Source organism: Halocatena marina (genome assembly GCF_023276375.1).
In the GTDB taxonomy this organism is placed as follows: domain Archaea; phylum Halobacteriota; class Halobacteria; order Halobacteriales; family Haloarculaceae; genus Halocatena; species Halocatena marina.
On record NZ_JALLPK010000001.1, the window covers coordinates 918,318 to 943,450 of the forward strand.

Here is a 25,133-nt window from a genome sequence, read left to right on the forward strand (position 1 = left end):
TGTCTCCTCCATAGATCGAGAATAACATACACGACTGAAATAACAGATGTTAGTTTATACTCTAAATCTGCTATACTGTTGACGTGGTTCATCAATTCACAGCAACGATCACGGTAGGCACGTAATTTCGTAGACGGACCAGTAATGTTGCATCGAGAGACAAGACGACGATCACTGTCTATTCGTCTCGAACCATTCGACAGCGAAATCGACCAACTTTCGTTGATTCATGAGAGTGGCTGTTGCTGTACCGACGGTCCCGCTCATCACCTCTCTCGTCTGTTCGAAGTCGGCACCGAGTTCGGCGAAGTCATCGGTACGCTCCTCTATCGTCTCGTATTCTGCCCAGATTCGTTCGCCGTCATCGAGTATTGGACCGCCGTTTTCTACTGTCGCTTTTGCGATGGCTGCACGGTGTTCGGCGAGGTGGAGTGATGTGTTGCCATCGTGACCAACACCAAGAAGTAACACGCTTCCATCATGTTCATATACGCGGGCGAGTGGTGAATTCTCTCCGAGGTTATAATCCAGGGCGTGATCGGTGACGATTGATTCGGCCGCTGCTCCCCACGCTGCAAATGAGACAGCAGGGTGGTCGCTGCGGAGGGTCTCTGGATAGGTACGAAAACATTCGGGGATGACCCCCATTCCGCGTGTTGGTGTGACTGCTGGTCGGTACGGTGGCATCGACTCCCGAATATTCTCTTCCCATTCGTCTGGAACTGGTGGGTTCGACCAGTCTGCCGGGTCAGTGTAGCCGGTGTGTGTCGGCATCACGAGCGTGCCTTTCTCGGTCACTACATCTCTGAGTGCATCGATGACCGCTGGCGCACCGCCACAAACCCATCCGAGAGCACTCAACGAGGAATGGATGAGGAGTATATCGCCACGTTCGACGCCGAGCGTACGCAAATCTGAAGCGAGTGATTGTGCTGTGATTGGTGTATCCGATTGCTCGATTGCTTCTTTTTCGCTCATGACTACACGTCGAAAGCACTACAAATCAACCTTTATATCCACTGGATCGCCGCAGGTGAGGAGATCGTGGTACTCACGGCTCAACTCTCGGTGACCGTACCGAAATTTAATACACCAGCGTGTACATACCTGGCACGCGTCGTCTGAAATTTCAAAATACGCGACCGGCTTAGTTTGCTATGGACTGGATCCACGTCGTCCTATATTCACCTGAATCGGTGACGCCTGCGCCGGCAGAGAACCGAAACCGATCACGTTGAAGATCGATTTTTAGGACTGCCCACGGGATCTGCGAGCTGTCTCCCATCCACTCGTGGATATTTGATGTGTGATAGTACATCGTTCCATACTCGTCGTGTTGGCTGCGTAGCCGATTCCACGAATCACTGTGGTGGCTGTGTCCGAAGATTCCAGTAATGACGTTCGGATTTTCATCAGACGAGAGCAGACGGCGGACTTCGTCCTCTCGCTTAAATTGATCATATCGGTCCCCACATCCTTGCGTTGCTGGGACGTGCATGAAGGCAACCAGTGGCCGATCGGTGTCTTCCAGTATGTCATACAACCATGCAAATTCTTCGGCGGGCATGGCGTGATGACGATGGTTTGTGACAGGACAACTCGTGTTCAAGAAGAGAAACCGGACGCCCTTTCGGTCGATGCAGTACCACGTATCGCTACGCCGTGTCCACTGATCGTTAATCGCGCGCCGTATTCGTTCTCGATCCCAGTTGGGGCCTTTGTACTCGTGATTGCCCATTACCGTATATGTCGGCATAGAAAGTCTGTCGTGGATGAGTCGCTTCCCTTTTGAAATGCGGTGGACAGCAGTGTCCTCACTACAGTATGGGTCATTGTCCGGGCTGCGACCATCAATGAGATCACCGAGATGAACGACGAAGTCCGGGCGAACATCTGTATTCATTGCCGTGACGAACTCCTCGTATCGATGTTTTTGATCAGTCAAATCTGTCAGTTCGTCGCGTGACGAACGTCTGATGTGCGTATCCGAGATAACAGCGATACAGATTGTTTCTGTACTGCCTGAACTCAGTACATCGTTCCCCGCAGATACACAGCCAGTTAGGCTCACGCCACTAGCGACGAAGAGACCTGCTCGGAGGTTCTTCAATGCCGACCGGCGGTTCATCGTTCTCATGAGCTGCCCCAAAAACCGCAAGAATGTCGAATACTATGAGAATGGCCTCCTTACTCACAAAGAGCGTAGATATTGGGGGACTGTTGTGATTCGTTCAAACCACTGGAGTGAATCAGAATCAATGCGCATTCGCTCGTGATTTAACCGATTCTACGTGAGATGATCTCTCTTCGATCGATACCATTGTTCGTCCGTGAAAAATGTCATTTCGAACGTGGGAAATGTACTCTAGAGAATGATTTCAGATAGATGTTCTGTTTCGATCACCCTACAAAGGAGTTGGTGGATATTACCGAGAATAGGGATCGTCCTGCGTTCAGATGCGGTGCAGTGATCGTGTGTGTTCGCAAGAGACCGTGTTATCGTTTTGTGTCACTCTAGCACAATCTTTTCGTGGTGGGTTACTCTCGAACGGGAGTCAGGCAATCCGACTTCAGCCAGGCATTAGGATCGTCCAAGTCGTAGATGAGGACACAGTCGGTTCCAGTTTCAATACTAGCGTACCGGCCGGCGTCGTCTATATCCCAGTCGGGTGTAACGTTGGTCATTGGATGGATGTGTGTTTGTTAAACGACATTTGTTGCGACACGGGTGCCTACCTGTGAGTGGTCGTTTATGCTGCCAGCGCTTGCGAGATCGGAACAACGAAATTCTACGATCTCATTTGCTTCGGCAGGTATGTGTTACAGACACGAGTATATAACTATTTCCCTCCAGTGAGGGTAATAGACACATACCTACTCTCTACTGCGGACCGGCCAACAACGGCGGTTAGATCCTCCGTACTAGGTGCATATATTGGTGTTCAAATATCGTATAAATATTATATCTCCGCCAGAGACAGCGACACGATAGGTGTAGTACGATATCTGAAATTGATAGTTTTCTGGTTAGGAGAACAGTAACAGTCTGCTACCCCAGCATCCACGATGCTCGGGAATGCTGAAGATAGACTCGTTACTCTCGTTGTGAGGCTTCGATATCAAAAAATGACTCACGGTGCGGTGCCCGTCAATTTACTGGTCACCCACACTGCTGGTGCATCCTTAAGCGTCATTGTGAATTGTGCGAGTCGATCAAAAGCAACAGACATCAACACAGCCGACTATGAACAACTCAATTGTGTCTTTTGCCGTAGTTAGGTGATGATTTGAGAATCGTGCGTTTCCATCGGCTGAAGAATAATGTTGTCATCGTGTCTCCACTTAACCGCGAGTCTCCTTCGAACGTGCCATGTGAACAACCTACATTGGCAACTGGGTTTCCAGTGAAATGTGGGGTGAAACAGCATCGAAGCAGCAAATACTGCGTGAATTAGACGGTGGTTTCACCGTTCTATCACGATTGTTTACCATGTTTCTGGTCTACTCACCTTCGACATATTTGACTCATTTTTTGCTCCAGTCTGCCTTATTCTGGTGATTGGGGTTCTCTCCTCGAAAAAATAGCGATATATACCATATTTCCAGTGTAAAGCGCATTACGTAGTGAATTTCCTATCTAATGAATGCGAGTGTTGGCCGCAGCAGAGCACAGCTTAGACGAGGACGTGTTAGTAATCGTGGATGACCCGTCCGTACCAATTCATATAATTCGCTCGAGACGGAAGATTTCGTTTCTTGGTTATCTCCCTACGATGCGATCAGTAGATCTACAGCAGTCATTTGCTGATTGCCCGCCATCCGAGAGCAGATCGATACACCAGATAGCAAGCTGTACAGACAGCACCATACTGAACGAAGTTATGTCTGGAATGATTCCCACACCACCTGTATTGCTACGATACACCATTGACTGCGGTTGGAATCACGTGAACTCAGCACCATCGGATGGTCCTGTTGGGAATACGCTCGAACCCAATTATAGAGATTCCCGATACCAAATGCACGAAGATCTTCGCTCGTACTCACCCGTTACAGTAATACTGTTGTAATGCTCATCTGTGTATAGGCGACAGAATAATGATTGTTGGATCTGTTTGAGGATAATCGATGGATCTGCAGCTCGCTACAATAGAAATACACACGGTAGTCTCGCCCTCTTGCTATCACACTGGTGGAACAGTTCGCCGCCATCTGAACAACTAATCAAAAATAAATTCACATATACAACATCACGTGTATCACTAACCTCATACGATTATATGAATAGTTACGAAAAGAAAGCGTTTTTGTCCATCACTAAACAGAGGAACTACGGATTCAGGATGAGCTATTATCGAATTATACAATTATGGATTGCTCTATTGCAAGTATTCACTAGTTTATGCATCTTTCGTAGATTTGTTTATAATCATAATGTTATCCGATCACAGTGTGTTGTTGATTATGATGGCATAACTAATGACGTTGATATCAAGAAGGAGTGGTTCGAGTAATGGCTTACACCTGATGTTGTACGAATTAATCGTATCGATGACCAACTATCTATGAAAGCATATCTTTATAATACATTATTCGTCACACTGTGAGGACAAACGATGGACTCTCATCCTTGTACAGTAGTCGGTAGCTACTGACCAATTCAAAAATAATCACACTGTTGTAAATCATATATGCTCGCTGTGAAAAGGACAGAAGATCGTCTTGCTATCGATCTACACACCTATGTTTATTATCTATTCTCGCAATCAATCGATCGAAGGACTAGTGATTCGTCTATCGTAACGAATCATGTACTGAATAGTTGGTGTTTGAGTGATAATATTTTAGACATTAACTTAATCCATTAGATGAGTACGATACTCTATAAATGTGAGTATAAACTTCTACATTAACTCTTGAAGTCAGATCGTCTACGTGTCTTCGTTATTCTTCTCCAGATGCATCATCTGAATTTCAGTTCTATCCATTTCGCTATTTCTGTAAAACGAGGACTCACTACGATCAACCCGATATATTCGCCGACCTCTACGTTATACAACCGAACGTTAATGCCCACGCTGATTCGTCCTGAGATTGATCAGATTAGCGAGTTCCATAACAATCACGTATCTGTTATTCAATTCTGAGTTTATGGAAACAACACGTCACTTGACTGCGACAGTTTACATCGTCAACGATGGTGCGACAGCCCTTCACGAACACGAGCGGTTAGGGATCGTCGTTCCACCCGGTGGTCACGTCGACCGAGACGAACTCCCACACGAGGCGGCACTCCGCGAAGTCCGCGAAGAGACAGGTCTCACGGCAACACTCCTCGATGACACACCTGACGTTTCTGACCCTGCTGAGACGCTCCCTCGTCCTCGTCATCAGTTGCTCTACGACGTGAACGTTCATGATGGAATAGTTGGACACCAGCATATTGATCAGATTTATTATGCGATAGTCGACGACCGGACGATAGACCCCGCTGTCGGCGAGACACCAGCAGCGGCATGGAAGTGGTACACACCCGAAAAACTCCAGCACAGTGACCTCGCCCCCGACACGGTCCAGATCGGTATCGAGGCAATTCGGATGGCTGAGCGTAGATAGAAGCCGCTGTGTTCAATCATCAATTCTGAGCACGATTTCGTGTGTCAACAGGCGATTCCAACACGATGCGTCAATCGCTCGAAGTCAATTCGTTCTGCATTCTACTCAAGCAGCGCTGCGAGTGTATGGGGTGTTTCATTAATAGCCTAGAAATAGCAGCGTACAGTGTGTCGAGACGCGTACCGACTGTGTGAGCTATCTCAACTCGTTTCTCGGAGACGGACGCTCGATCACGTGTGAATGCAGCGTCACTCGAACGAGAAAGTATCCGCTGAGGAGTGCGAGCGCACCGACAGACCACACCAGTTCGGTTACTCCCAATCCAAACATTGCGATACCGAGGACGACGAACGCAACACTCGGAAGAACGTACCCGCCTGGTGCTCGAAACGAGGGGGTAACGTCTGTGCGGTAGTACCTGAGTCCGACGAAAGCCAGGATGTTGATCGCATACGGAATGCCGGTTCCCACGACAGCAGCGATAACCAACAGCTGTGAAAAATACCGTGGCACTGTAGCGAGTGCTCCCGCAACACCAGTAACAGCGATGACCCCTACCCACGGGACTCGGAACCGATCACTTGTCTTTGCAAACACCGCTGGAAGTGTGTTATTGTCACCGAGTGCAAAGAGAACTCGACTCGAACTCATGATTCCCACGAGCAGTGTCGTGAAGATTGCTGTGATCGCAGCGACTGCGGTGAGGTAGCGCAGCCACGAGATTCCAATCGTGTCCACTGCTACTCCCAGCGGTGCAGTCATAGCGAGACTCCCATCCACGAATTGGGACAGATCGACAACACCGTAGACAACAGCGACAATACTCACATAGAGGAGCGTCGCGATCGATAGCGACAGCACAATCGCCCGAGGAACTGTTCGGTCCGGGTCCTGTATCTCCTCGATCGTTGCCGGGATTACGGTCCACGCGCCGTACGCTGTGATCGCTATTTGAACGGCAGCGAAGAAATCCAGCGGTCCACCAGTGATGAGCGGGTCGTAGTTTCGTGGCTGGAAGTGCGCTGCTCCTGCCGCAACGAACACAGTTAACACCGCGAGGAGCACTGCAGCCAACACGAGGTTCGCTCGGCTGGTGATATTGATGCCGAGAATGTTCACCGTGGCAGCCAACCCGAGCGCAACAAGTGCTGTAAGGGTTGCGTGACCGCTTGCTGCTGGGAGTATCTGTCCGAGATAGTCCGCAATCGCGAGCGCTGAGATCGTGAGACCAAACACCCAGCCGACGGTGTAGCCAACCCCTTCGAGATAGCTCGCAAACGCACGGACCGACGGTGACGGACCGAGCGTCTCATAGGGAAAGACTGTCGGCGCTCCCGTCTCGGGGAAAGCAAGCGAGAGTTCGGTGTAACACAGTGCGATCGGAAGCATCAGTACCCCCGCGAGACACCACGCAGCGACCGCGCCGGGACCTACTAATCGCCCGGTCGATCCCGGAAAAACGAAGATCGCAGAGCCCACCATCCCACCGAGGCTCAGAATGACACAATCGTACAGCCCCAATTCTCGCTTGAATCCCATCAAATGCTGATACGTTCTCTGTCACCCCTGAATCCTTCGTCTTCGATGTGCGTACCGTTTGCACTCTCACTGACTACGAGAACCGTGCGACAGCACCCGACCGTCAGGTCGGCTGTGATCGTGATCGTTCGTGTTCGAACTGCTCGGACTCTTGAGAGTGGCTCTCGTCGGGAATAAGTCGACGTTTCGAGTTGTAGACGACGACGAGACTGCTGATCGCCATACACGCCGCGGCGATGAGTGGATTGATGAGTCCAGCAATCGCGAGCGGGATCGCGATCACGTTGTACAGACCTGCCCACGCCAAATTCCGTTTAATCCGTCCTCGAGTCGACCGCGCCAGCTCGAAGATCGTAGAGACCGATTCCAGCCGATCGTTCATAATCACAGCGTCAGCGGCTTCGATCGCTATCTCCGTCCCGCTCGACACCGCAACTCCGAGATCCGCGCTTGCGAGAGCAGGCGCGTCGTTCGTTCCGTCGCCGACCATCGTGGTCGTCCCACGCTCGCGGAGCCCGCGAACGATCGCTTTCTTTGACTCCGGCCGAACGCCAGCAAAGACGTGGTCAACCGCGGGATGCTCGCCGAACTGCCGAGACAGCCGTTCGTCGTCGCCGGTCAGGACGACGATTTCCCGATCCTCGTCGGCGAGCGCTCTGATGACTGATTCCCACTCTTCGCGGGGGGTATCCTGAACCGTGATGATACCTTCGACGGTGCCGTTCCAGCCGACTGCTGTCGGGTGTTCTCCTGATTGATACGCCGTATCGATGGCACCCTGAACAGTCGAAGGAACGGTCCATTCGTCGGATTCGAACGAGGAAGGATGCCCAACGAACACCCGTTCCCCATCGACGAGCGCAGAAACGGTGCGTTCGTCCCGTTTGAATTCGGTGACCGTCTGAGTTGTCGGCGGTGCAGCCTCATCGATTGCCGCGGCGATCGGATGGCTTGATCGGCGTTCGACCGCTGCGGCTCGGGCGAGGACGGCATCTCCGTTTTCAACGACATTTGTGACGCTCATTTCGCCCGTGGTGAGCGTTCCGGTCTTATCGAACACGACGATTTCGGAGTCATCGATCCGCTCTAAGACGTTCTCGTTGATGATGAGAATCTGCTCTTCGGAGGCGTCCCTGCTTCCCGCTGCGAGTGCGAGCGGCGTTGCAATACCAAGCGAACACGGACAGGAGATGACGAGTACGGAAACCCCGGCCAGCACAGCTTTGCTCAACGAGGCACCGAGCAGGAGCCAGAGTCCGGTTGTGCCCACCGAGAGAGTGATGACGAGCGGGACGAACACGAGCGCGAATCGGTTGACGAACCGCTGAACGCCCGAATCAGAGCTTTTGACGCTCCAGAGCAACTCGACGAGGCGGTCGATCGTACTGGTCGCATCCGTTCCGACTTCAATGACTACTGCGCTGTCGGTGAGCACAGATCCTCCAAGTAGATGATCTCCAACAGACTTTGTCTGCGGGATTGATTCACCCGTGATGAGCGCCTCGTCCACGGCAGCCGTCCCTTCGACGATGGTCCCATCAACTGGCACACGCTCGCCAGGCTTGACGAGCAAGCGATCACCTGCCGTACACGCCTCGATATCGATCGTCTCGGTTCCGTTCTCACACAGTCGGCGGGCCTCGGTGACGCGTGATTCTGTGAGCGTCGAGCGATTCCCGAGCGCTTTCCGTTTGACTCGTGATTCGAGGTGGTTCCCGATCGTAACGACGACGAGGACCATGACTGCGACGTCGAAGTACGGGTCGCGTCCGCCCGCAAAGTATGTCCCCACCGAATAGAGATACGCCGCCAACACCGCGATCGAGATGAGAACATCCATGTTGGGCTGTCCGACCCGGAGGCTCACGTACGCCCCACGGAAGATCGGATAGCCCAGACCGATAACAATGAGCGTGCTCCAAACGATGAGCGGCCCAAAGACCATCGACTCGATTGCAGAGCCATAAAGGAAATGTTCCGGATAGATTCCGAGATACACGGGATAGATGAACAAGATGTACAGCGCCAGCACCGGCATCATGAGGATTGCTGCAATGCCCGCACGATACCGACCGAACTCGAATCGGCTTCTGATCGATGTATCCTCTTCGTCAGGAGCGCTCGCGTGATAGCCGAGCTTGCTTACGGCAGCTGAGATATCACCCCGATCGATCGCGTCGGGATCGTATACCAACTGCACCATTTCGGTCGCATAGCTCGCTTGTGCGCTGTGAATTCCTTCTGTCTCCTCGGCGAGTAACTCGATGAATCCCTCGCATGTCTTACAGTGCATCCCGTCCACTGAACGGTACGCTGTCTCTGCGCCGTCCGGGATGGTCTGCTCTTCGTTGCCATCGACGCGCTCTCTGACATCGGCGATCGAGAGGTCTGTTTCATCATCTTCGTCGATCAGTTGTGAGATCTCTAAGCAGCCGCGACAGCAAAACTCCCCGTCGGTGTCTGCTGTGGTGACTGGCTGCCCGCCGACAGGAAGTTCACAGAGTGTGCAAGTGGACATAGTGTGACAGTTTCTGTTCCATATATTGTGATTATACTCTATTTGTGTACTGTACGATGATCAAATAGCGTGGCTGGCGTGACTAGCGTGTTCTCCAAGCGGTTGGTAGAACGGGATGTCCACCATCGGAAGGTGGACCCCAAAACGCATGAGTCCCATTGCGAGCAGCACGTAGCCCAATACCACAAATAGCACGCCAAGGCTAGTGTGGACGATCTGGCGCTGTCGGGCGCTCACTGATTGGATGACTGTCCCATAGAGGAATACGGTTGGAATCGTTCCGAGACCGAGTGCCCCGAGCGCCAACGCTCCGTACACCGGCGATCCCTGTGCGAAAACGTACAAGAAGGCGGGATAGAGCAGCATACACGGCAATAGCCCGTGAAGCGCGCCGAGGCCGACGATCCCGGCGCCGTTGACCCAGCGATCGATTCGAGACGAGATAATCGCGTAGCTTCGAGCGAAGAGAGAACCAACACCCGTCTTCGAGACGACTGCTTCGGCCGACCCCTGCCGATAGCCCACGAGCCGCGTTCCCCCCATGACGATGATCGCGCCACCAGTGACGACACCGATGGTGCCCTGAACTGGTGTGATTACACCTGCAAGACTGACGGTTCCGTACAGAAGCGCACCGAGCAGCCCAAACAGCCCACCGAGAAACGCATAGCCGACTGTTCGACCGATATTGAACAGTCCGTGCTGACGAACTTCATACAGTGTCAGTGCTCCTTCCCACCGACTTTCCTTATCAGCGTTCATCCGCTCTGCGTACGTCGTAACGAGCGGTCCACACATGCCGATGCAGTGTGCACCGCCAAGGATCCCGATCAAAAAAAACACGAACAGATCGTATCGAGCGTGGAAACTAACAGCACCGAAAAGCATCGGTGGAGGGCTACTAAACCCGATGACAGCCGTGAGTGGACTGGCGGTCATGTCCTCCGTGAGTGTACGATCGAGACGCCATTACGACTTGTGATTCGCACCGTTGGGGCCTCCATCGATTCATACTGACGCTGATTAATCGAGATGAGCGGATCGCACCACAAACACGACGAGATCGTTATCGACGAGAGCAGCAGATCGAGCGAGAAAGACAGAATTTGTAAAAACAGTTCGAGCAACCGAGCTCACGAACCAGCGTCTCTAAATATTTCCTTGCTCTTCGAGCTGGTCGATAATATCGTCGACGAAGGACTCGGGGGTCTCGTAGGGGAAGTCTCCCCCACCGAGCTTCGTGTTGAGCTCCATTGCAGTCATGGAGAAGTCACCAGATTCGAATTTCGTCGATGGGCCATTCGGGAGGGCTGGCACGAGGTCCATTGGGCTGTTGATAGGGTAATCTGCACCGCCAAACGCATCGACCATCTGTTCACGGAGTTCGTCTTTGTCTGCCATGATACACTTCCCCCAAGCAGTAGCGCACACAAAAAACCATCCAGAACTATCGCAAAATGAAAGGAAGTTTATCAACACCCACTCGTATACTGTGGTTGATATTCGCCAGTACCGGACTGGAGTGTGCGTACGTGGTGAAATGTGGCCGATTACGATCGAAGCGTTCTCGCCCGCCACGCGAGCAGATCGTCGCGGTCTCGCGTGTCTTCAGGAAGTTCGGTGAACCACTGTGCTTTGCTGATCTCTTCGTCTGGGTCGCAGATGTCGGGTTCAGTTGTGTCCGCTTGGGCGACAAACACCGGTAAGACACCCCACGTCGAGTACGTCCCGTGACAGAGTTCGATGCGCGTGAGCATGGCAAGCCCTTCGTACGTCACTTCGATCCCCGTCTCCTCACAGAGTTCACGCCGAGCGGCGTCGTGAAATGACTCCCCATTATTGAGTTGCCCACCGGGAAGTACCCACATATCGACGCCTTCGTGGCGGACGAGAAGCAACTCTCCGGTCGATCGGTGGACGATCGTGTGTGTTCCATAGGGTGCTCCCGAAACGTGAATACGCTCTGCGAGCGTCCGAAAGCGACTCCGGCTCACGTGTTTGGTTCGATCGAACTCCATTGGTTCGTCGTACCGGTCTCTCAGGTGATGATACGCAGTATCAGCACTCTGAGTGGCACGGTCGGCGAGAAACCAGAGCTCATCGAGTGTCATTGTTCCGTCGACTCCAACCCGTCTCTTTCGTGATCATCATTGATGTAACTCTACTACACCCTCACCAATAAGCTTTCTACAGAATGGTACGATTGATTATATAATAAATCGTCTATGAGATATGAATCGCCAGTTTCGTGGCAACAGCACCCGAACCGGCACGTTCACTCTCAACGTAAGAAACCACGACCTTTTTGCTTGTTTGGAGTTATGAATTGAACTCTATTATCTTGGAAATTATCTACTCAATAAATTATTTCTCATCACTTCGATGGCGACACATTACAATCCGAAAACGGAAAGGTTATATTTAACCGGCAAAACCAATATATGTGTCAATTCCCCATAATGCCCCTTCCCATATAATCAAAAATACGGCGTATTGGGCCAAGAAACACGCATATACGCGGTGGAGGCTTTTGCTCATATCTCAGACATTTTTAGTGAGTCTTTTTGTTAAAGTGTCAAATTTCACTCGATCAGGTCGGCCAGAAATAAATGGAGATGGGTTATTTTTCCTGTTTAGTGGCAGGTCATGGGTTACTAATGGCGTCACTCCATATCGAAATCTCATTGACATCAAGCCGCCAGTCACGCACGAATTTGCGGCGCTGATTGCCGTCATAAGTGGTGGCGATCCGTTTCTCATGGTGTTCCTTGCAGACTTCACGACTTCCGCAGCCGTCGTGGGAATCGTCGTTCTCGTCGGACAACTTGCCTATCAGCAAGCAAGAGACCCGCGCGCTGCATATGCTGCTGGGACTGCCGTGCTGTTTTTCCCACTTTATTATTCGTACCCTGGCTTTCGACCAAAATATTTCACGGTCGCATTCGGTCTCCTTTCGGTCTGGCTATTGACCCGCGAGCAGCCAGCGGGAGCCGGAGCCAGCGCTGCGGTCGCGGCTGGATTCTGGCAGTTCGGTGCTATCTTCCCTGTACTCGTGTTGGGACAAACTGCCGTTCGACGTGACTGGTCTGCCACAATCCGATCACTGGCCGGGATTGTTGTCGTGGTGATCGTGGTCATCCTGCCGATCGCATTAGCCGGAATATTAGCCGTCGGTGACATGCTCGAACAGGTCATCTTCTTTCCTATCATCGCCAGCGAGGACATGCCACTCGCTGTGCGCATCGATAAATTCGTCGCAATTCTCGGTCCGGCAGTCCCCGCAGTGATCATTGGGGTGCTCGGGGCACTACTGCCAGCAGCCACTGCAATAAAACGCCGCGTGCTCAATCGGTCCCGACAGCGGCAGACCCCGGTCTCTGGCTCTCTATCTTGGCTGGATGGTTTATCCTCCAAGTATTCGTTTTCGATCTCGACGCTGGGATAGACTTGCTCCCGTTACTCGCCTGCTGTGCGCTAGGATATGGCGCACTTGGGCGTGTCCTCGACGAGCATACAATACTTATTTTACTATCCGTCGTGACAGTCGCAGTCGGCTTCGGCGGCGTCAGCCCGATTCAGCCCGGCCCGTGGACTCACGAGGTCGGATCGATGCAATGGCACTATTGGACTGCAACCCCGCCTTCATCTGACTGTTTCATCAAAAAAGGATTCGACGCATACCTCACTGGCCCTGCCCGGGAAGCCGGGCTACCAGCTGGATCGACATGTGGTCATAACTTTGAGCGGATTGTCCGGATTGCGCTCGGATTGCAGTGAATTCGTCGCAGAAGATTAAAATTTCCAATTCGCGTTCCAGACATAAATCGTCCCGTCGCCCATCTTGTAGGCCACTGAATGCGAACCACTCGATAGCTCGTTCCCTATTAGTGTTCGAAACTATTCATCGCACTCATTAGATTCTCCCACGTACGGTGTTGCAATCCGTAACTGGACGATTATTCAAATATCGGCCCGATCATCGCTCGGACGAAGTCGATTTCCGGATAGAGGATTCCGAAGCCGATGAAACACGTCGACTTACACAGTGTTACGGACGTCTCGTTGACCTCATAGCGACCGTCAACTATGACCCCGTCACCGGTCGCATGATCCGACATGCTTCTTGGATCGTCCTTGCCATTTCGGCTCCGACGCCACGATTTGAGCCAGCAAGGTCATGTCCACATTCAGAACATCGGTAACTCCATTTTGACATCTCACCACAAGAATGGCAACGAGTGCGGTGGATCATGCATCCTCCCTCCGTCATCCGATTGGCTTTCGTACATCTAAGGAATTCAAAACAGGGTCTTTTTGTCCAGCCGTCGGATAACGGTAGGTATGGCATTTGAAGAAGACGAGAGTGTTGTACTCCACGATCAACACAGCGAACACGACGGCGATACCGGTCGGATCACACAGGTAATGGAGACCATGTTCGGCGATGCCACGTACACCGTGAGCTTCGAGGACGGCCAAGAACAGGGTGTTCCAGAGGATTCACTTGAACCCGCAGCGGACGATAGTGAAGACGGCTCCGAAGCCGAAAACGAGACTGAAAACTAACCGTATACCGTGTCGAGTGTTCCCTTTCATTACATCGATTTGCAGGCGTTTTGTTACGCCACAGAAGACGAACGGCGCGTCGAGAGCGCTTTCCGGACGCTTCTTCCCGAGGAGTTCGAGATCAAACGCATCGAGAACACTGGGCACGCAGGTGATCGGATCGTCGTGCTATCTGCTCGCGTCGAACGAGCAGACGACATCCGACACGTTCTCGGACAGCTTCGCCGGATGCATCCCGATCAAAGAGCGCAACTCGGTGCGGAACTCGATGAGCGCGTCACCGAGAACTGCGAGCTATATCTCTATTTGGACAAACAAGCTGCACTTGCCGGTGACGTGGAACTCGGCGAAGGATTGTCGGTTCGCGCCAAAGTTGAGGCGTATCCGGCTAAAAAATCGTCCGCCATCGAAAGCGTGAGCGATGTATTCGGTGAGATGGCAGAGTGAGTGGTTCTATCGGGATTCGTGATCACTAAACCAAAATCAAACCATCTACCATCAAATTTCACCATGTACGAGACTGCTCACGCACGCCCCGACGGTGAGAGCACGGTCGCACGCCTCGCGCTCACAGCCTCCGAACAGGGATACGAGGGTCTCATTGTCAGAAACCACGACGACACGGTGGCGGATTACGACCCCGAAACACTCTCGTCTGAGTTTGGTATTGATGTGGTCGATGGTGTCGAAATACGCGCAGATAATCGATCACACGCATCGGGAGCTATCACGAGCCAACGGTCACAACGGACGATCGTTTGTGTCCATGGTGGGCGTCTCAATCGCCTCGCGTGCGAGGACGAACGGGTCGACGTGCTTGCTCATCCGATGACTGACGGCGATTTCAATCACGTCCTCGCGCGTGCTGCGGCCGACAACGCTGTTCGCGTCGAATTCAACTTTGCCCGCGTCCTTCGTGCGAACGGTGGTGTGCGCGTACAGGCGCTTCGGGGGCTCAGAAAACTCCGTACACTGGTTGAGAAGTACGATGTTCCGTATGTGGTGAGTGCAGACGCGAGTAGTCACCTTCATCTGCGAGCGCCGCGCGAACTCGCCGCTGTGGGCACCACGATTGGCTTTACCGACGAACAAATTCACAACGGTCTCTGTGAGTGGGGTCGGATTGTGGCGCGCAACCGGGATCGAAGTTCCGATTCGTTCATTGAGCCAGGTGTCCGAAAAGGACGATATGAAGAAGACGATTGAAGAACACGCGGCCCGCTTCGATGAGTACGCGCAGGACTACGACGAGCGCCACAGTCAAGAAACCACGCACGGTCAACACAGCTGTGAAAGCACGGATGAGAACGGTGACGACGCCGAGGAATATCGTGCTTGTGTGGACCTCGTTGTCGAACACGCAAACCCGGAACCGGAGGATGTCGTCCTCGATCTCGGAACCGGAACCGGTGCGATCGGACTCGCACTCGCACCACGGGCAAAGCGCGTCGTCGGCCGCGACATCAGCGACGGGATGCTGGAACAAGCACGTGAAAAAGCGAACGCAGCAGGAATCGAAAACGTCGAGTTCGGTACAGGTACCTTCCGAGAACCGAATTACAATGGTTCGGTCGATATCGTTGTCTCGAATTTCGCGTTACACCACCTGAGCGATGCAAAAAAGCGAGCAGCGATCGATGTGATCGCCGCACTTGGCCCGCGAAAATTCGTGCTCGGTGATGTGATGTTCTTTGGTGCGCCAGATCCCGAAGAACAATATTATAATCCAGCAGTCGACGACCCCGCGACCGTCGGATTGCATGCCGATGCTCTCACCGACGCTGGATTTTCCCTCACAGGCGTCGAGCGGGTCCACGATCAGGTCGGCGTGCTCGTTGCAGAGCACGGAGCAAACAGAGCGCAACCGGATGAGGATATGAACATGGATGTGGATTGGGAGGACGAGTAAACCGTGCGTCATCTTCCGAAGCATCTCCGTCCTCGCTGGCGTTACGTCGGTGTCGCCATCGAGTCGTGGCCGAACGCAGCAATCGACCGTGGCGCGTTCCAGCGCGAGCTCTGGTATGCGGCCCAGAACCTCATCGGCGACGTGGGCAGCGCTGCGATCGATCTGAGTGTATATGCGTTCGTATTCGAAGACGGCGTCGGCAACGCAGTGGTGCGCGTCCGGCGCGATGCGGTTGAACGCGCTCGGGCAGTTATCGCGTGTGTGAGCAGTGTCGATGATCAGTCCGTTCGTCTCACCGTCCGTGGCATCAGCGGGACGGTCCGAGCCTGCGAAGAAAGGTATATACGGCGCCCGTTGGAAAGCACAGAGGAGAGAACCGTTGCATTCGAGGACGCCGGTCGGTTCGCAGTCGTGCGGGATCGGTGTATCGACGTACGAACCGACAACGGGTTTGCGGGTGCGACCGACTACGATATTGAGTAACTATGCAGGGACAATCTCAACAGCAGGCCTACGATCGAGGGATTACCATCTTCTCTCCGGACGGCCGATTGTATCAGGTAGAGTACGCGCGCGAAGCAGTCAAGCGCGGGACAGCAAGCATCGGAGTACGAACATCTGACGGTGTCGTTCTCGTCGCTGACAAACGGATTCGCTCGCCGTTGCTGGTCGGAACGAGCGTCGAGAAGCTTCACAAAGCCGACGACCACATTGGTATCGCCAGTGCTGGCCACGTTGCCGACGCTCGTCAACTCATCGACTACGCGCGTCGTCACGCGCAGATCAACAGGCTCCGCTACGACGAGCCGATTAGTGTCGAGACGTTGACGAAAGCGGTCACGGACAACATTCAGCAGTACACGCAGGTCGGTGGCGCACGTCCATTCGGTGTCGCGCTTATCATCGGCGGTATCGACGATGGCCAACCCCGTCTCTTCGAGACTGACCCTTCGGGAACGCCTTACGAGTGGAAGGCCCTCGCAGTCGGAGCAAACCGATCCGACATTGAGGACCATCTCAAAGAGAACTATCAAGAAGAGATGGATCTCGATGGCGGTATCGGACTCGCACTCAACGGACTTGCGTCGGTCAACGAAGACGGACTGCGGCCAGAGGGTCTCGGTGTCACGACGATCGACACTGAATCCGAACAGTATCGCGTACTCGATGAAAGTGAGGTCGAGTCGTACCTCTCCGAGCACGACCTGCTCGCAGACGAAACGGAAACGGAAACAGACGAGTAACGCAACGAAACGCGCTGCGAGCGCACCTCTGAACTCAATCTTCGGTTCGACTTCAATTTCCATTCCAGCTGTTAAATACTGGTGTCACAACGCATCTATTAACGTACAATACACGAGATAGAAAACCCGTGATTGAATCCGTCCCTCGTGTTGGAGGGAGGAAACACACTTTACTGCCCCGTGAATAGCCGGATATATCGTATGATATCACTTGACGAAGCAGTAACAGCGCGACTTGAATCACACGGTGCGCAATTCGAGGTGCTAGTCGATCCGGATGCGGCACTCGCGATCAAGCGTGGTGAGTTCGATGACGATCTTGCGGAAGTCATCGCCGCAGAGGATGTCTTCGAGGATGCGGCCCGTGGCGATCGTCCCGCTGCTGACGATCTCGAAACAGTCTTCGAAACGACGGATCCAATGCAGATCATCCCCGAAGTGATAGAGCGCGGAGACATCCAGATCACGGCAGATCAGCGTCGAGAGATGCAGGAGCGAAAACGCAAACAGCTCATCAACCGCATCGCGCGAAACGCTGTCAATCCACAGATGGATGACGCTCCCCATCCGCCCGAACGCATCGAGCGTGCGCTTGAGGAGGCAGGATTCACGGTTGATCCGATGGAGCCGGTAGAAAACCAGATCGACGAGGCGCTCGACGAACTTCGGCCGATCATCCCAATCCGATTCGATGAGGTTGTCATCGCGGTCAGACTGCCAGCCGAACACGCCGGAAGTGGACAAGCGCGTATCCGGCAGTTTGGCGACCTCCAACGCGAGGAGTGGCAGGCAGACGGTTCCTGGGTTGGTGTTCTCGAATTCCCAGCCGGACTCCAGAACGATTTCTACGAACTCGTCAACCAAGTATCGAGTGGCGAAGCAGAGACACGCGTCGTCAAAGACGAGGACGAACTCGGCACGCGATAACACTCTTTCTGGAGACCACTACCACTGGCTCGTGCTTCGGCACTGATGGCCACGGGATCCTCTTGCTGTGGATCATTTTATCTCCGTCGCCGGGGGTACTCTTGTGATTGGTTTGGCGGACCACAATCGTTTGTCCCTGAGGATTAAGTGGACTGGCCATCTATCATAGTGTGAGTGACGGAAACACTACGCGATCCAGAGGCTGCGGTTATCGCAGCGCGCGTTGATCAAGGGACGGGATCAGGGACAGCCACCCCAGACACAGAGGAAATTCGTGATCTGACCCGCTCGGGAGGGTATCGGATCGTCGGTGAGGTCACACAGACACGAACCGAGGATCCTGCGCTCTGTTTCGGGACGGGGAAGGTCGACGAACTCGCTCGAATGCTCGAAGAGACTGGTGCAGGGAGGGTCGTCTTCGACAATCGTCTCGGACCGTACCAAACGTTCAACCTCGGAAACAGGCTCCCAGACGGTGTGGAAGTTATCGACCGCTTCAGGCTCATTCTCGACATTTTCGGACAGCGTGCCCAAACCCGAACGGCGCAGCTACAGGTCGAGTTAGCCGAACTCAGATACGAACTCCCACGAGTCCAAGCGAAGGTGAGTCTCGCAAAGCGCGATGAGCGCCCCGGCTTCATGGGTCTCGGTGAGTACGATGAGAGCCGCGAGCAAGACATCAAAAAGCGAATCAGTCGCATCCGCGAGGAACTGCGCCAGATCGAGGAAGACGAGGAAAAGCGCCGCGAACAGCGCCGCGAGTCCGGATTCGATCTCGTCGCGCTCGCGGGCTACACCAACGCCGGGAAATCGACGCTGCTCCGGCGACTCGCCCGTGATCTCGACGTAGACGAGAACGAACACCGCCACCCAGATCTCGATACAACCGCCGAGTCGGAAAATCGCCTCTTCACGACGCTCGGAACGACGACGCGACGAGCGGATATGGACCGGCGCGACGTGCTCGTAACCGACACGGTTGGATTTATATCGGATCTTCCACATTGGTTGGTCGAATCGTTCAAATCCACGCTCGATGCCGTCTATCGGGCAGATCTCGTTTTGCTTGTCGTAGACATTTCAGAACCGACTGAAGAGATCCGAGAGAAGCTCGTTACCTGTCACGACACTCTATACGAGCGAAACGAAGCTCCAATCGTCACAGTACTGAACAAGATCGATCTGATCGACGAAGAGGAGTGTGAACAGAAGATGAACGCGCTGTCCGCGCTTGCGCCGAATCCAATCGCTGTGAGCGCCGTGGAAGGAGCGAAAATCGATGGGCTGCTCGATCGCATCGATCGAGAGCTGCCCCCATTCGAGCACGAGCGGTTGGTGTTGCCGATGACTGACGACACCATGAGCCTCGTCTCGTGGATTCACGACAACGCCCGTGTCAACGATGTGACCTACGGTGAACAGGTAATCGTCGATTTCGAAGCTCGACCAGCTATCGTCGAACAGTCGCGCTCGAAGGCAGGCACGCTCTCCGTCCCGGCCGAGTCCTGACTCTGACGCCGTCCGCTTGGATACATTGACGTTACTGACTGACTTCTTCGAGGATGGATTCGCCAGTTCCGTCTTTCGATTCCCATTCCCACTCATCTTCGATACGGACGCGGTTGTCGTCCAGCAACTCGACGTCCCCGACAGAGTGTCCGGTCGCTGTCTCAGCACGTGTGTTTATTTGAACGTACCGAATGTCCAACTGAGCATCTTCGAACGTCCCAACCAAGTACCCATCAACGATGTCTCCTCCCGAATAGTGTGCACAGACTCGATTTTCGTCCTATGCGAAGGCGAACTGTGTCTCTTCGTTCACTTCCCCTCCATCGTTTGCAACGGCAACGAGTGTGCGTCCGTCGAGTGAAATTTCGTCGGCCATACGGTAGGATCGTAATACAGTAACATAATCTATGTCGAGTTCACAGTATATTTTGAGTTTCTGTCTCTTTTAAACCCTGATCGGGTTCTGAATACATCAACGCGTGATGGCGGATTCGTAGGTCTGTCGTCGATATTTTGTGTTCAACTAGTTCCACTATTCGAAGTGCCACCGGGTCGGGGTGAATGATTCGTCCAAACTGAAGCCGAAGACGGTCGCCATCGCTACTTCGTAGACCGCGTACGGGGGTGGTCCAGCGGTTGGTGCACCGTCTGCGTAGACTGCGCCGTCACGGACGTCCACTTGCCACCCGTATTTCGTCGCGTACGCGTCAGCCACGTTTTGAAGCATGCCCTCGTCATTCACTTTTCTCGCCGCACCTTCGACCACAAAGTGGAAATAATCTGTTTCAGTCGCAATACTGCAGTGCGAATCGATGACCAGATTCTTACTCTTTCGCGTAGTTGGCCCCGCAGAGAAGTACAGTGAATTTGCCGTCAAAACAGCCAACAGTGGTCGTGTATGCGGACGCTTGTCTGGACGATTCGTTGTTAGCCAGTAGTAGTCTGATTCTGCGAGCTGCTGGCGCGCTTTTTTCCACGGAGTAGTAGCTGTTGTGTCTCCAAGCGGCTGTACGTCTGTTGGTTTTTGATCAGTCATGGATGAGTAGTGGAATCACAGCGGTCATGAACCCGTCTGAGCATACCAGAACGAGCTATCAGTGATACGATGGTTCTACCGTGCTCAGGAGTTCTACGATTGTTACAGAGATAAGCGAGTCGGTGCTGAAATCATGATACGGTAGAGACGGCGGAGGCTTCGTCTGTATTCTCTCCTCGCTCACTACTCGCTGTCAGGTTCGTTCGATGTCGCTTTTCCGTCATATCTTCAACTTTTGTTTTTTGATTACACGAATATCCGTGATTCGTGCCTCTGGGTACTGTCCGTCGTCATCTTTCTCGACTGCCTTCACCATGTCCCAGACGACGTTCAATCCGGTCGTTACTCCTGTGAGTGCTTCCATCTCACAGCCAGTTTTACCGATCGTTTCGACGCCCACTTCGAGCGTCACTCGGTCGTTTTTCACGGTGAAATCCGTATCAATGTTCGTAATCGGTATCTGATGACACATCGGGATCGATTCCCATGTGTGCTTGACCGCCTGCACGGCTCCGACGCGGGCTGTCGCAAGCACGTTTCCTTTCCCGATCTCGTCCTCTTGAATGGCATCGATTGTAGATTTTTGAAGGAGAATATCCCCGGATGCGACCGCTCGACGCTTGGAGTCTGGCTTTTCGCCCACATCGACCATCTGGACCGATTGGTCCTCATCGGTGTGGGTCAGGTCGTCGCTCACGACTGAATCACCTCCGGTAGATGATCGATGAGATCTCGGGGGGAGATTGATGCTCGCCCATCGGCAGCGAGCTCGCCCGCCTTCCCGTTGACATACGCTCCAAGTGCTGCTGCATCGATCGGTTCGAGAATAGCCGCGAACGCGCCTGTTGCCCCCGCGAGTACGTCGCCCGTCCCACCAACAGTCATTGCCGGTGTTCCGGTCCGATTAACTCGCGTTCGATCGCCGTCAGAGAGCACGTCGTACTTCCCTTTCAGGAGAATCGTTGCATCGAGCTCATCAGCAAGCGTCTCTACATCGTCCATCCGTTCGCGCCAGTCGTCACTCGGGTCACCACCCATACGTCGGAATTCGCCCGCGTGAGGAGTACAGACGAGCGTAGCGTCGGTCTCGGAGACGACACCGAGGGGATCAGCGTCGACAACGCAGGTTCCATCGAATTCGGAGAGAAATGCACTAGCCGCAACGAGCGTGTCCTCGTGTGCGCCAAGCCCTGGACCAAGAACGACGGCGTCCTGTTCGGCAGCGATATCGAGCAACTGATCGACGTGATCGGATGCCAGTCGATCGCCGTCCACTGGCATCGTAATGAGTCCCTCGTGGTAGCTCTGTACGGTTGCAGCGACCGATTCTGGACAGGCAACGCGGACGAGGTCGGCACCGGCACTCAGTGCAGCCTGCGCAGAAAGCGCCGGTGCCCCGGTGTATGGTCCACCACCGATGACGAGCACCGTACCGTTGTCCCCTTTGTGGCTGTCCGGATCCCGACTGAGTCGGAGAAGATCCCCCTGCTCGACGATCGTGTCGGCCATCGATGGAATACCAATATCAGCGACCGTCACAGGAACATCGATCGAAGCGAGACCGGGCTTCATATCGTGAAACGTGACTACATGATCTGCCTCGATCGCGACGTTCGCTGCCTCACCAGTGTCTGCGTCGATTCCGGAGGGGACATCGACTGCGACGGTCGTCGCTTCGCTCGCGTTGATCGTCTCGATAGCACTACGCTCTGGCTCCCGAGGCGCCCCTCGTACTCCTGTTCCGAGCATCGCGTCGACGATGACATCCGGTGAATCAAGATCGAAATCTTGCGAGTCACGCACCTCACGAGCGTCGTATTCGCCCTGTTCGAGTGCGTCCCAGTTTTCTCGTGTGATCGCTGTGCTGATCGTCTCCTCGCGCCCGAGCAAAAAAATCGTCAGCTCGTATTCACTGTCGAGAAACCGTGCGGTTACGAAACTATCGCCACCATTGTTCCCACGTCCCGCGACGATCGCTATACGTGCGCCCGGTTCAGCGAGCTCTTTGACTGTCCGAGCAACGGCGCTCCCACTGGATTCCATCAACTGTTTTTGTGGGACACCGAGTGCGGCCGCATTCTCATCGACTACGGCCATTTCCTCGATTGAAATCATGGGTGAACGTTCGTCGGCTCGTCGGTTAAGCGTGCGGGACCGCCCTCTCAGCGCCGTACCTGAAATTCTTGTGCTCCTTTTGGGTCACTGAATTCCGTTTCAACGCGTTCCACGTCAGCCTGCGGACTCCCCGTGTGACACCACTCGATCATCGCCTCGACAGCGTCCGGCGGCCCCTCAAAGACGGCCTCTACACGTCCGTCTTCGAGATTCTTCACCCAACCATCGACACCCTGCTCTTGTGCCTTCTCGCGTGTCGTTGCGCGGTAGAACACTCCCTGTACATTCCCTGAGACGAAGACGTGTGCGCGTGTTCGATCGGACATATCACAGTCCTCTATCGGCGCGAGCGTAAAATGATCTGGGGCGCAGCGTGCACTGAGCTGTACCTACCACAGCGTGGGTGTTCGGTTACTGGATTGTATACGTCTCGAATCGGCGTGCTGCGTACCGAACCGACCGGTCTGCGACGACGATTGCGATCACGACCGGCCCCCCCAAGCCGACAAGTTGGATCCACTGCGTCGGGATCGACCCGATCGTTGCTCCGAACGATTGGAACAGCGCGATTCCCGAAGCAACTGGCATCCCAGCAGCCGCCAGTTGCGTAAGGAAGACGGGAACGAGACCACTAACGAGCAGTCGGAGAGCGGTCCGGACACCAGCTGGTGCGAGCAGTGCGGTGGCTGCTGGGATCGCAAGCCCAAGCGTGACGAGCGAATGAACCACCACTGCGGTGATGCTGGGAGGGACGACTGTGCGACGCTGTCCGACGCTAATGGCGCTGAATCGAGGAAACCACAGTCCGACGAGCGGGGCAAGCCGAACGGATAGGAATACCACCGTGATTCCGAGGAGGAGCAGCCCTCCTCGCTCAATCAGCGAATACGGGCTCACAACACCAGTTGCAAGCGTTAGAACGACTGTTGCCGAAAGCCCAATGACTCGCCCAGGGATTGTGAGTCCGGTAATGAACTGTATTCCTGTGAGTCGCGTCGTGAGCACCGTTGGGAGCACTCCTCCAGCATCCCCAAGCGGATTCAAGCCGAACAGCAACCCAGCAGTCCACGGAATGACGATTGCAGCGATGAGGGGTGCCACGACGAACAGCAGACCGAATTGGCTGGCGTTGATGAGCACACTGCCAGCGATGAAGATCGGCAGTAACGCGAACGAGATACGGGAGGGGTTTCGCCACGTTCTGGTGAGCATCACCTGAGCAACGCTCCGCGTTGGCGCATCGAGATCGGACGGATGCCAGAACGAATGCATTGGTGTCTTTCGAGCAGTCGATTTCTTCTCGCTGCTCGGAGCTATGGGGGCGTCGAACCAGAACGCGCTTGTGATTCGCTCGATCGCGTAGCCGCCCCCAAGCAGGATGATGGCTGTGGTGATGAGCACTCCCCCCACGCGCATCCACGACTGCGAGATCGCCGTTCCGACGACTGCGAGATCGCCGTACCAGCTGATAGGAAGCCACGCGAGAACGCCACTATCAATGCCCATGTCAATAGTGGGGGCATACTGTAACACGGAGTATCCGCCGAAGAACAGGACAATGAGGGAGATTCCGATTGGTGTCTTATAGCGGGCGACGATCCGGGAACGAGACAGAAGAAAGGCCCCAGCGAAGCCACATGCGTACGCGACAACGACGCTGCTCACCACAAATAACACGACTGCGAGCGGAACAAACACGACACTCGCTGGTGTTTGGAATGCGTATACGAACAGTCCGCTGATGATGATCGTTGGGGCAGCGAGATACGCTAAGATCCGAAATATCTCGGCAACGACGAGACCACTTGCCGCTGTTCGGGCAGAAACGGCCGTGAGCACGACCTCCTCGCTGTCGATTCGGGAGTGTTGTGAAATGACTCGATTACCGACCATGAAGACGTCAAACAACCAGTACAATCCAACTGCCCCCCGCATTGAACTGGGAAGCAAAATCGGTCTCGGGATCGATCGCAATGAATTGGCGAAGAGAACCGAGAATCCGAGCAACATGAGACTCCACACGATGGAGACGCCGCCGAGAAAGAACAAGCGCGCTGTCGATCCTCGAAGCGTGCGCATCGATCGGCGAAACTCGACGACACCGATCCGGATGCTCTGTCGTACCCACCGTGTCTCAGCCATGGATCATACCTT

25 protein-coding genes and 1 pseudogene are annotated in these 25,133 nt (G+C 54.0%); 11 read left to right on the plus strand and 15 right to left on the minus strand.

Annotated elements, in window-relative coordinates; all coding sequences use genetic code 11:
- Positions 1 to 171: 171 nt before the first annotated feature.
- The 3 genes from MW898_RS04380 to MW898_RS04390 form a co-directional block, all read right to left on the minus strand.
- Positions 172 to 978, minus strand: coding sequence for an AAC(3) family N-acetyltransferase (locus tag MW898_RS04380; RefSeq protein ID WP_248904894.1), 807 nt, complete (start codon positions 976 to 978; stop codon positions 172 to 174).
- A gap of 169 nt (positions 979 to 1,147) precedes the next feature.
- A complete protein-coding gene (locus tag MW898_RS04385; protein ID WP_248904895.1) occupies positions 1,148 to 2,128 on the minus strand; it encodes a metallophosphoesterase family protein in 981 nt (326 codons plus the stop codon).
- 410 nt (positions 2,129 to 2,538) lie between these two features.
- Positions 2,539 to 2,685, minus strand: coding sequence for a hypothetical protein (locus MW898_RS04390; RefSeq protein ID WP_248904898.1), 147 nt, complete (start codon positions 2,683 to 2,685; stop codon positions 2,539 to 2,541).
- A 2,466-nt stretch (positions 2,686 to 5,151) separates the two neighbouring features.
- Between MW898_RS04390 and MW898_RS04395 the strand changes: the two genes are divergently transcribed.
- Positions 5,152 to 5,616, plus strand: coding sequence for an NUDIX hydrolase (locus tag MW898_RS04395; protein WP_248904899.1), 465 nt, complete (start codon positions 5,152 to 5,154; stop codon positions 5,614 to 5,616).
- 195 nt (positions 5,617 to 5,811) lie between these two features.
- On the opposite strand, the gene MW898_RS04400 is transcribed toward MW898_RS04395, so the two are convergent.
- The 5 genes from MW898_RS04400 to MW898_RS04420 all read right to left on the minus strand — a co-directional run bounded on the left by MW898_RS04400 (position 5,812) and on the right by MW898_RS04420 (position 11,784).
- The gene (locus MW898_RS04400; RefSeq protein ID WP_248904901.1) at positions 5,812 to 7,155 is read right to left on the minus strand and encodes an APC family permease; all 1,344 of its coding nucleotides are present in this window, start codon (positions 7,153 to 7,155) and stop codon (positions 5,812 to 5,814) included.
- A 103-nt stretch (positions 7,156 to 7,258) separates the two neighbouring features.
- Complete coding sequence (locus MW898_RS04405; protein WP_248904903.1) at positions 7,259 to 9,673, minus strand: heavy metal translocating P-type ATPase; 2,415 nt, start codon at positions 9,671 to 9,673, stop codon at positions 7,259 to 7,261.
- A 60-nt stretch (positions 9,674 to 9,733) separates the two neighbouring features.
- Positions 9,734 to 10,561, minus strand: coding sequence for a sulfite exporter TauE/SafE family protein (locus tag MW898_RS04410; protein WP_248909712.1), 828 nt, complete (start codon positions 10,559 to 10,561; stop codon positions 9,734 to 9,736).
- A 261-nt stretch (positions 10,562 to 10,822) separates the two neighbouring features.
- Positions 10,823 to 11,074: an MTH865 family protein gene (locus MW898_RS04415; RefSeq protein WP_248904905.1), complete on the minus strand. Its 252-nt coding sequence runs from the start codon at positions 11,072 to 11,074 to the stop codon at positions 10,823 to 10,825.
- 149 nt (positions 11,075 to 11,223) lie between these two features.
- Positions 11,224 to 11,784 carry an NUDIX hydrolase gene (locus tag MW898_RS04420; RefSeq protein ID WP_248904907.1) on the minus strand — a complete coding sequence of 187 codons (561 nt, stop codon included), beginning with the start codon at positions 11,782 to 11,784 and terminating at the stop codon, positions 11,224 to 11,226.
- 461 nt (positions 11,785 to 12,245) lie between these two features.
- Between MW898_RS04420 and MW898_RS04425 the strand changes: the two genes are divergently transcribed.
- Together MW898_RS04425 and MW898_RS04430 are read left to right on the plus strand one after the other, a co-directional pair.
- Entirely contained in the window at positions 12,246 to 13,118 is an 873-nt protein-coding gene (locus MW898_RS04425) for a DolP-mannose mannosyltransferase (protein ID WP_248904909.1), read from the plus strand.
- A 92-nt stretch (positions 13,119 to 13,210) separates the two neighbouring features.
- The gene (locus MW898_RS04430; protein ID WP_248904912.1) at positions 13,211 to 13,450 is read left to right on the plus strand and encodes a hypothetical protein; all 240 of its coding nucleotides are present in this window, start codon (positions 13,211 to 13,213) and stop codon (positions 13,448 to 13,450) included.
- 179 nt (positions 13,451 to 13,629) lie between these two features.
- Here the strand turns inward: MW898_RS04430 and MW898_RS04435 are convergent, their stop codons facing one another.
- Positions 13,630 to 13,791, minus strand: a complete 162-nt coding sequence (locus MW898_RS04435; protein WP_248904914.1) for a hypothetical protein — start codon at positions 13,789 to 13,791, stop codon at positions 13,630 to 13,632.
- Between the two features lie 223 nt (positions 13,792 to 14,014).
- Between MW898_RS04435 and MW898_RS04440 the strand changes: the two genes are divergently transcribed.
- From MW898_RS04440 to hflX, 8 genes are all read left to right on the plus strand, one after another.
- Positions 14,015 to 14,239 (plus strand): DUF1918 domain-containing protein, encoded by a 225-nt coding sequence (locus MW898_RS04440; protein WP_248904916.1) that lies wholly within the window; start codon positions 14,015 to 14,017, stop codon positions 14,237 to 14,239.
- Between the two features lie 9 nt (positions 14,240 to 14,248).
- A complete protein-coding gene (locus tag MW898_RS04445) occupies positions 14,249 to 14,686 on the plus strand; it encodes an RNA-binding protein (RefSeq protein ID WP_248904918.1) in 438 nt (145 codons plus the stop codon).
- Between the two features lie 63 nt (positions 14,687 to 14,749).
- The gene (locus MW898_RS04450; RefSeq protein ID WP_248904921.1) at positions 14,750 to 15,445 is read left to right on the plus strand and encodes an RNase P subunit p30 family protein; all 696 of its coding nucleotides are present in this window, start codon (positions 14,750 to 14,752) and stop codon (positions 15,443 to 15,445) included.
- Positions 15,429 to 16,148 (plus strand): class I SAM-dependent methyltransferase, encoded by a 720-nt coding sequence (locus MW898_RS04455; protein WP_248904924.1) that lies wholly within the window; start codon positions 15,429 to 15,431, stop codon positions 16,146 to 16,148. The genes MW898_RS04450 and MW898_RS04455 overlap by 17 nt, the downstream gene beginning before the upstream one ends.
- Before the next feature lie 3 nt (positions 16,149 to 16,151).
- Positions 16,152 to 16,631: an Rpp14/Pop5 family protein gene (locus MW898_RS04460; RefSeq protein ID WP_248904926.1), complete on the plus strand. Its 480-nt coding sequence runs from the start codon at positions 16,152 to 16,154 to the stop codon at positions 16,629 to 16,631.
- Positions 16,632 to 16,633: 2 nt separating this feature from the next.
- Positions 16,634 to 17,392 (plus strand): archaeal proteasome endopeptidase complex subunit alpha, encoded by a 759-nt coding sequence (psmA, locus tag MW898_RS04465; RefSeq protein WP_248904928.1) that lies wholly within the window; start codon positions 16,634 to 16,636, stop codon positions 17,390 to 17,392.
- Positions 17,393 to 17,593: 201 nt separating this feature from the next.
- Complete coding sequence (locus MW898_RS04470; protein WP_248904931.1) at positions 17,594 to 18,319, plus strand: ribosome assembly factor SBDS; 726 nt, start codon at positions 17,594 to 17,596, stop codon at positions 18,317 to 18,319.
- Positions 18,320 to 18,493: 174 nt separating this feature from the next.
- Positions 18,494 to 19,828 (plus strand): GTPase HflX, encoded by a 1,335-nt coding sequence (hflX, locus tag MW898_RS04475; RefSeq protein ID WP_373689826.1) that lies wholly within the window; start codon positions 18,494 to 18,496, stop codon positions 19,826 to 19,828.
- 31 nt (positions 19,829 to 19,859) lie between these two features.
- On the opposite strand, the pseudogene MW898_RS04480 reads toward hflX, so the two are convergent.
- The 6 genes and pseudogenes from MW898_RS04480 to MW898_RS04505 form a co-directional block, all read right to left on the minus strand.
- Positions 19,860 to 20,093, minus strand: a pseudogene (locus MW898_RS04480) (avidin-fold protein); the annotation flags it as partial.
- A gap of 267 nt (positions 20,094 to 20,360) precedes the next feature.
- Positions 20,361 to 20,864: a pyridoxamine 5'-phosphate oxidase family protein gene (locus tag MW898_RS04485; RefSeq protein WP_248904935.1), complete on the minus strand. Its 504-nt coding sequence runs from the start codon at positions 20,862 to 20,864 to the stop codon at positions 20,361 to 20,363.
- A gap of 220 nt (positions 20,865 to 21,084) precedes the next feature.
- Complete coding sequence (gene moaC, locus MW898_RS04490) at positions 21,085 to 21,561, minus strand: cyclic pyranopterin monophosphate synthase MoaC (RefSeq protein WP_264822398.1); 477 nt, start codon at positions 21,559 to 21,561, stop codon at positions 21,085 to 21,087.
- Entirely contained in the window at positions 21,558 to 22,979 is a 1,422-nt protein-coding gene (locus tag MW898_RS04495) for an NAD(P)H-hydrate dehydratase (RefSeq protein ID WP_248904937.1), read from the minus strand. The genes moaC and MW898_RS04495 overlap by 4 nt, the downstream gene beginning before the upstream one ends.
- A 47-nt stretch (positions 22,980 to 23,026) precedes the next feature.
- Positions 23,027 to 23,305 (minus strand): acylphosphatase, encoded by a 279-nt coding sequence (locus MW898_RS04500; RefSeq protein ID WP_248904938.1) that lies wholly within the window; start codon positions 23,303 to 23,305, stop codon positions 23,027 to 23,029.
- An 85-nt stretch (positions 23,306 to 23,390) separates the two neighbouring features.
- On the minus strand, positions 23,391 to 25,121 hold the full coding sequence (locus tag MW898_RS04505) for a hypothetical protein (protein WP_248904941.1): 1,731 nt from the start codon (positions 25,119 to 25,121) through the stop codon (positions 23,391 to 23,393).
- Positions 25,122 to 25,133: the final 12 nt, after the last annotated feature.

Coding starts and splice junctions, on each gene's coding strand:
- MW898_RS04380 (WP_248904894.1), bottom strand. CDS start 978: ATGAGCGAAAAAGAAGCAATCGAGCAATCGGATACACCAATCACAGCA.
- MW898_RS04385 (WP_248904895.1), bottom strand. CDS start 2,128: ATGAACCGCCGGTCGGCATTGAAGAACCTCCGAGCAGGTCTCTTCGTC.
- MW898_RS04390 (WP_248904898.1), bottom strand. CDS start 2,685: ATGACCAACGTTACACCCGACTGGGATATAGACGACGCCGGCCGGTAC.
- MW898_RS04395 (WP_248904899.1), top strand. CDS start 5,152: ATGGAAACAACACGTCACTTGACTGCGACAGTTTACATCGTCAACGAT.
- MW898_RS04400 (WP_248904901.1), bottom strand. CDS start 7,155: ATGGGATTCAAGCGAGAATTGGGGCTGTACGATTGTGTCATTCTGAGC.
- MW898_RS04405 (WP_248904903.1), bottom strand. CDS start 9,673: ATGTCCACTTGCACACTCTGTGAACTTCCTGTCGGCGGGCAGCCAGTC.
- MW898_RS04410 (WP_248909712.1), bottom strand. CDS start 10,561: ATGCTTTTCGGTGCTGTTAGTTTCCACGCTCGATACGATCTGTTCGTG.
- MW898_RS04415 (WP_248904905.1), bottom strand. CDS start 11,074: ATGGCAGACAAAGACGAACTCCGTGAACAGATGGTCGATGCGTTTGGC.
- MW898_RS04420 (WP_248904907.1), bottom strand. CDS start 11,784: ATGACACTCGATGAGCTCTGGTTTCTCGCCGACCGTGCCACTCAGAGT.
- MW898_RS04435 (WP_248904914.1), bottom strand. CDS start 13,791: ATGTCGGATCATGCGACCGGTGACGGGGTCATAGTTGACGGTCGCTAT.
- MW898_RS04440 (WP_248904916.1), top strand. CDS start 14,015: ATGGCATTTGAAGAAGACGAGAGTGTTGTACTCCACGATCAACACAGC.
- MW898_RS04450 (WP_248904921.1), top strand. CDS start 14,750: ATGTACGAGACTGCTCACGCACGCCCCGACGGTGAGAGCACGGTCGCA.
- MW898_RS04455 (WP_248904924.1), top strand. CDS start 15,429: ATGAAGAAGACGATTGAAGAACACGCGGCCCGCTTCGATGAGTACGCG.
- psmA (WP_248904928.1), top strand. CDS start 16,634: ATGCAGGGACAATCTCAACAGCAGGCCTACGATCGAGGGATTACCATC.
- MW898_RS04470 (WP_248904931.1), top strand. CDS start 17,594: ATGATATCACTTGACGAAGCAGTAACAGCGCGACTTGAATCACACGGT.
- MW898_RS04485 (WP_248904935.1), bottom strand. CDS start 20,864: ATGACTGATCAAAAACCAACAGACGTACAGCCGCTTGGAGACACAACA.
- MW898_RS04495 (WP_248904937.1), bottom strand. CDS start 22,979: ATGATTTCAATCGAGGAAATGGCCGTAGTCGATGAGAATGCGGCCGCA.
- MW898_RS04500 (WP_248904938.1), bottom strand. CDS start 23,305: ATGTCCGATCGAACACGCGCACACGTCTTCGTCTCAGGGAATGTACAG.
- MW898_RS04505 (WP_248904941.1), bottom strand. CDS start 25,121: ATGGCTGAGACACGGTGGGTACGACAGAGCATCCGGATCGGTGTCGTC.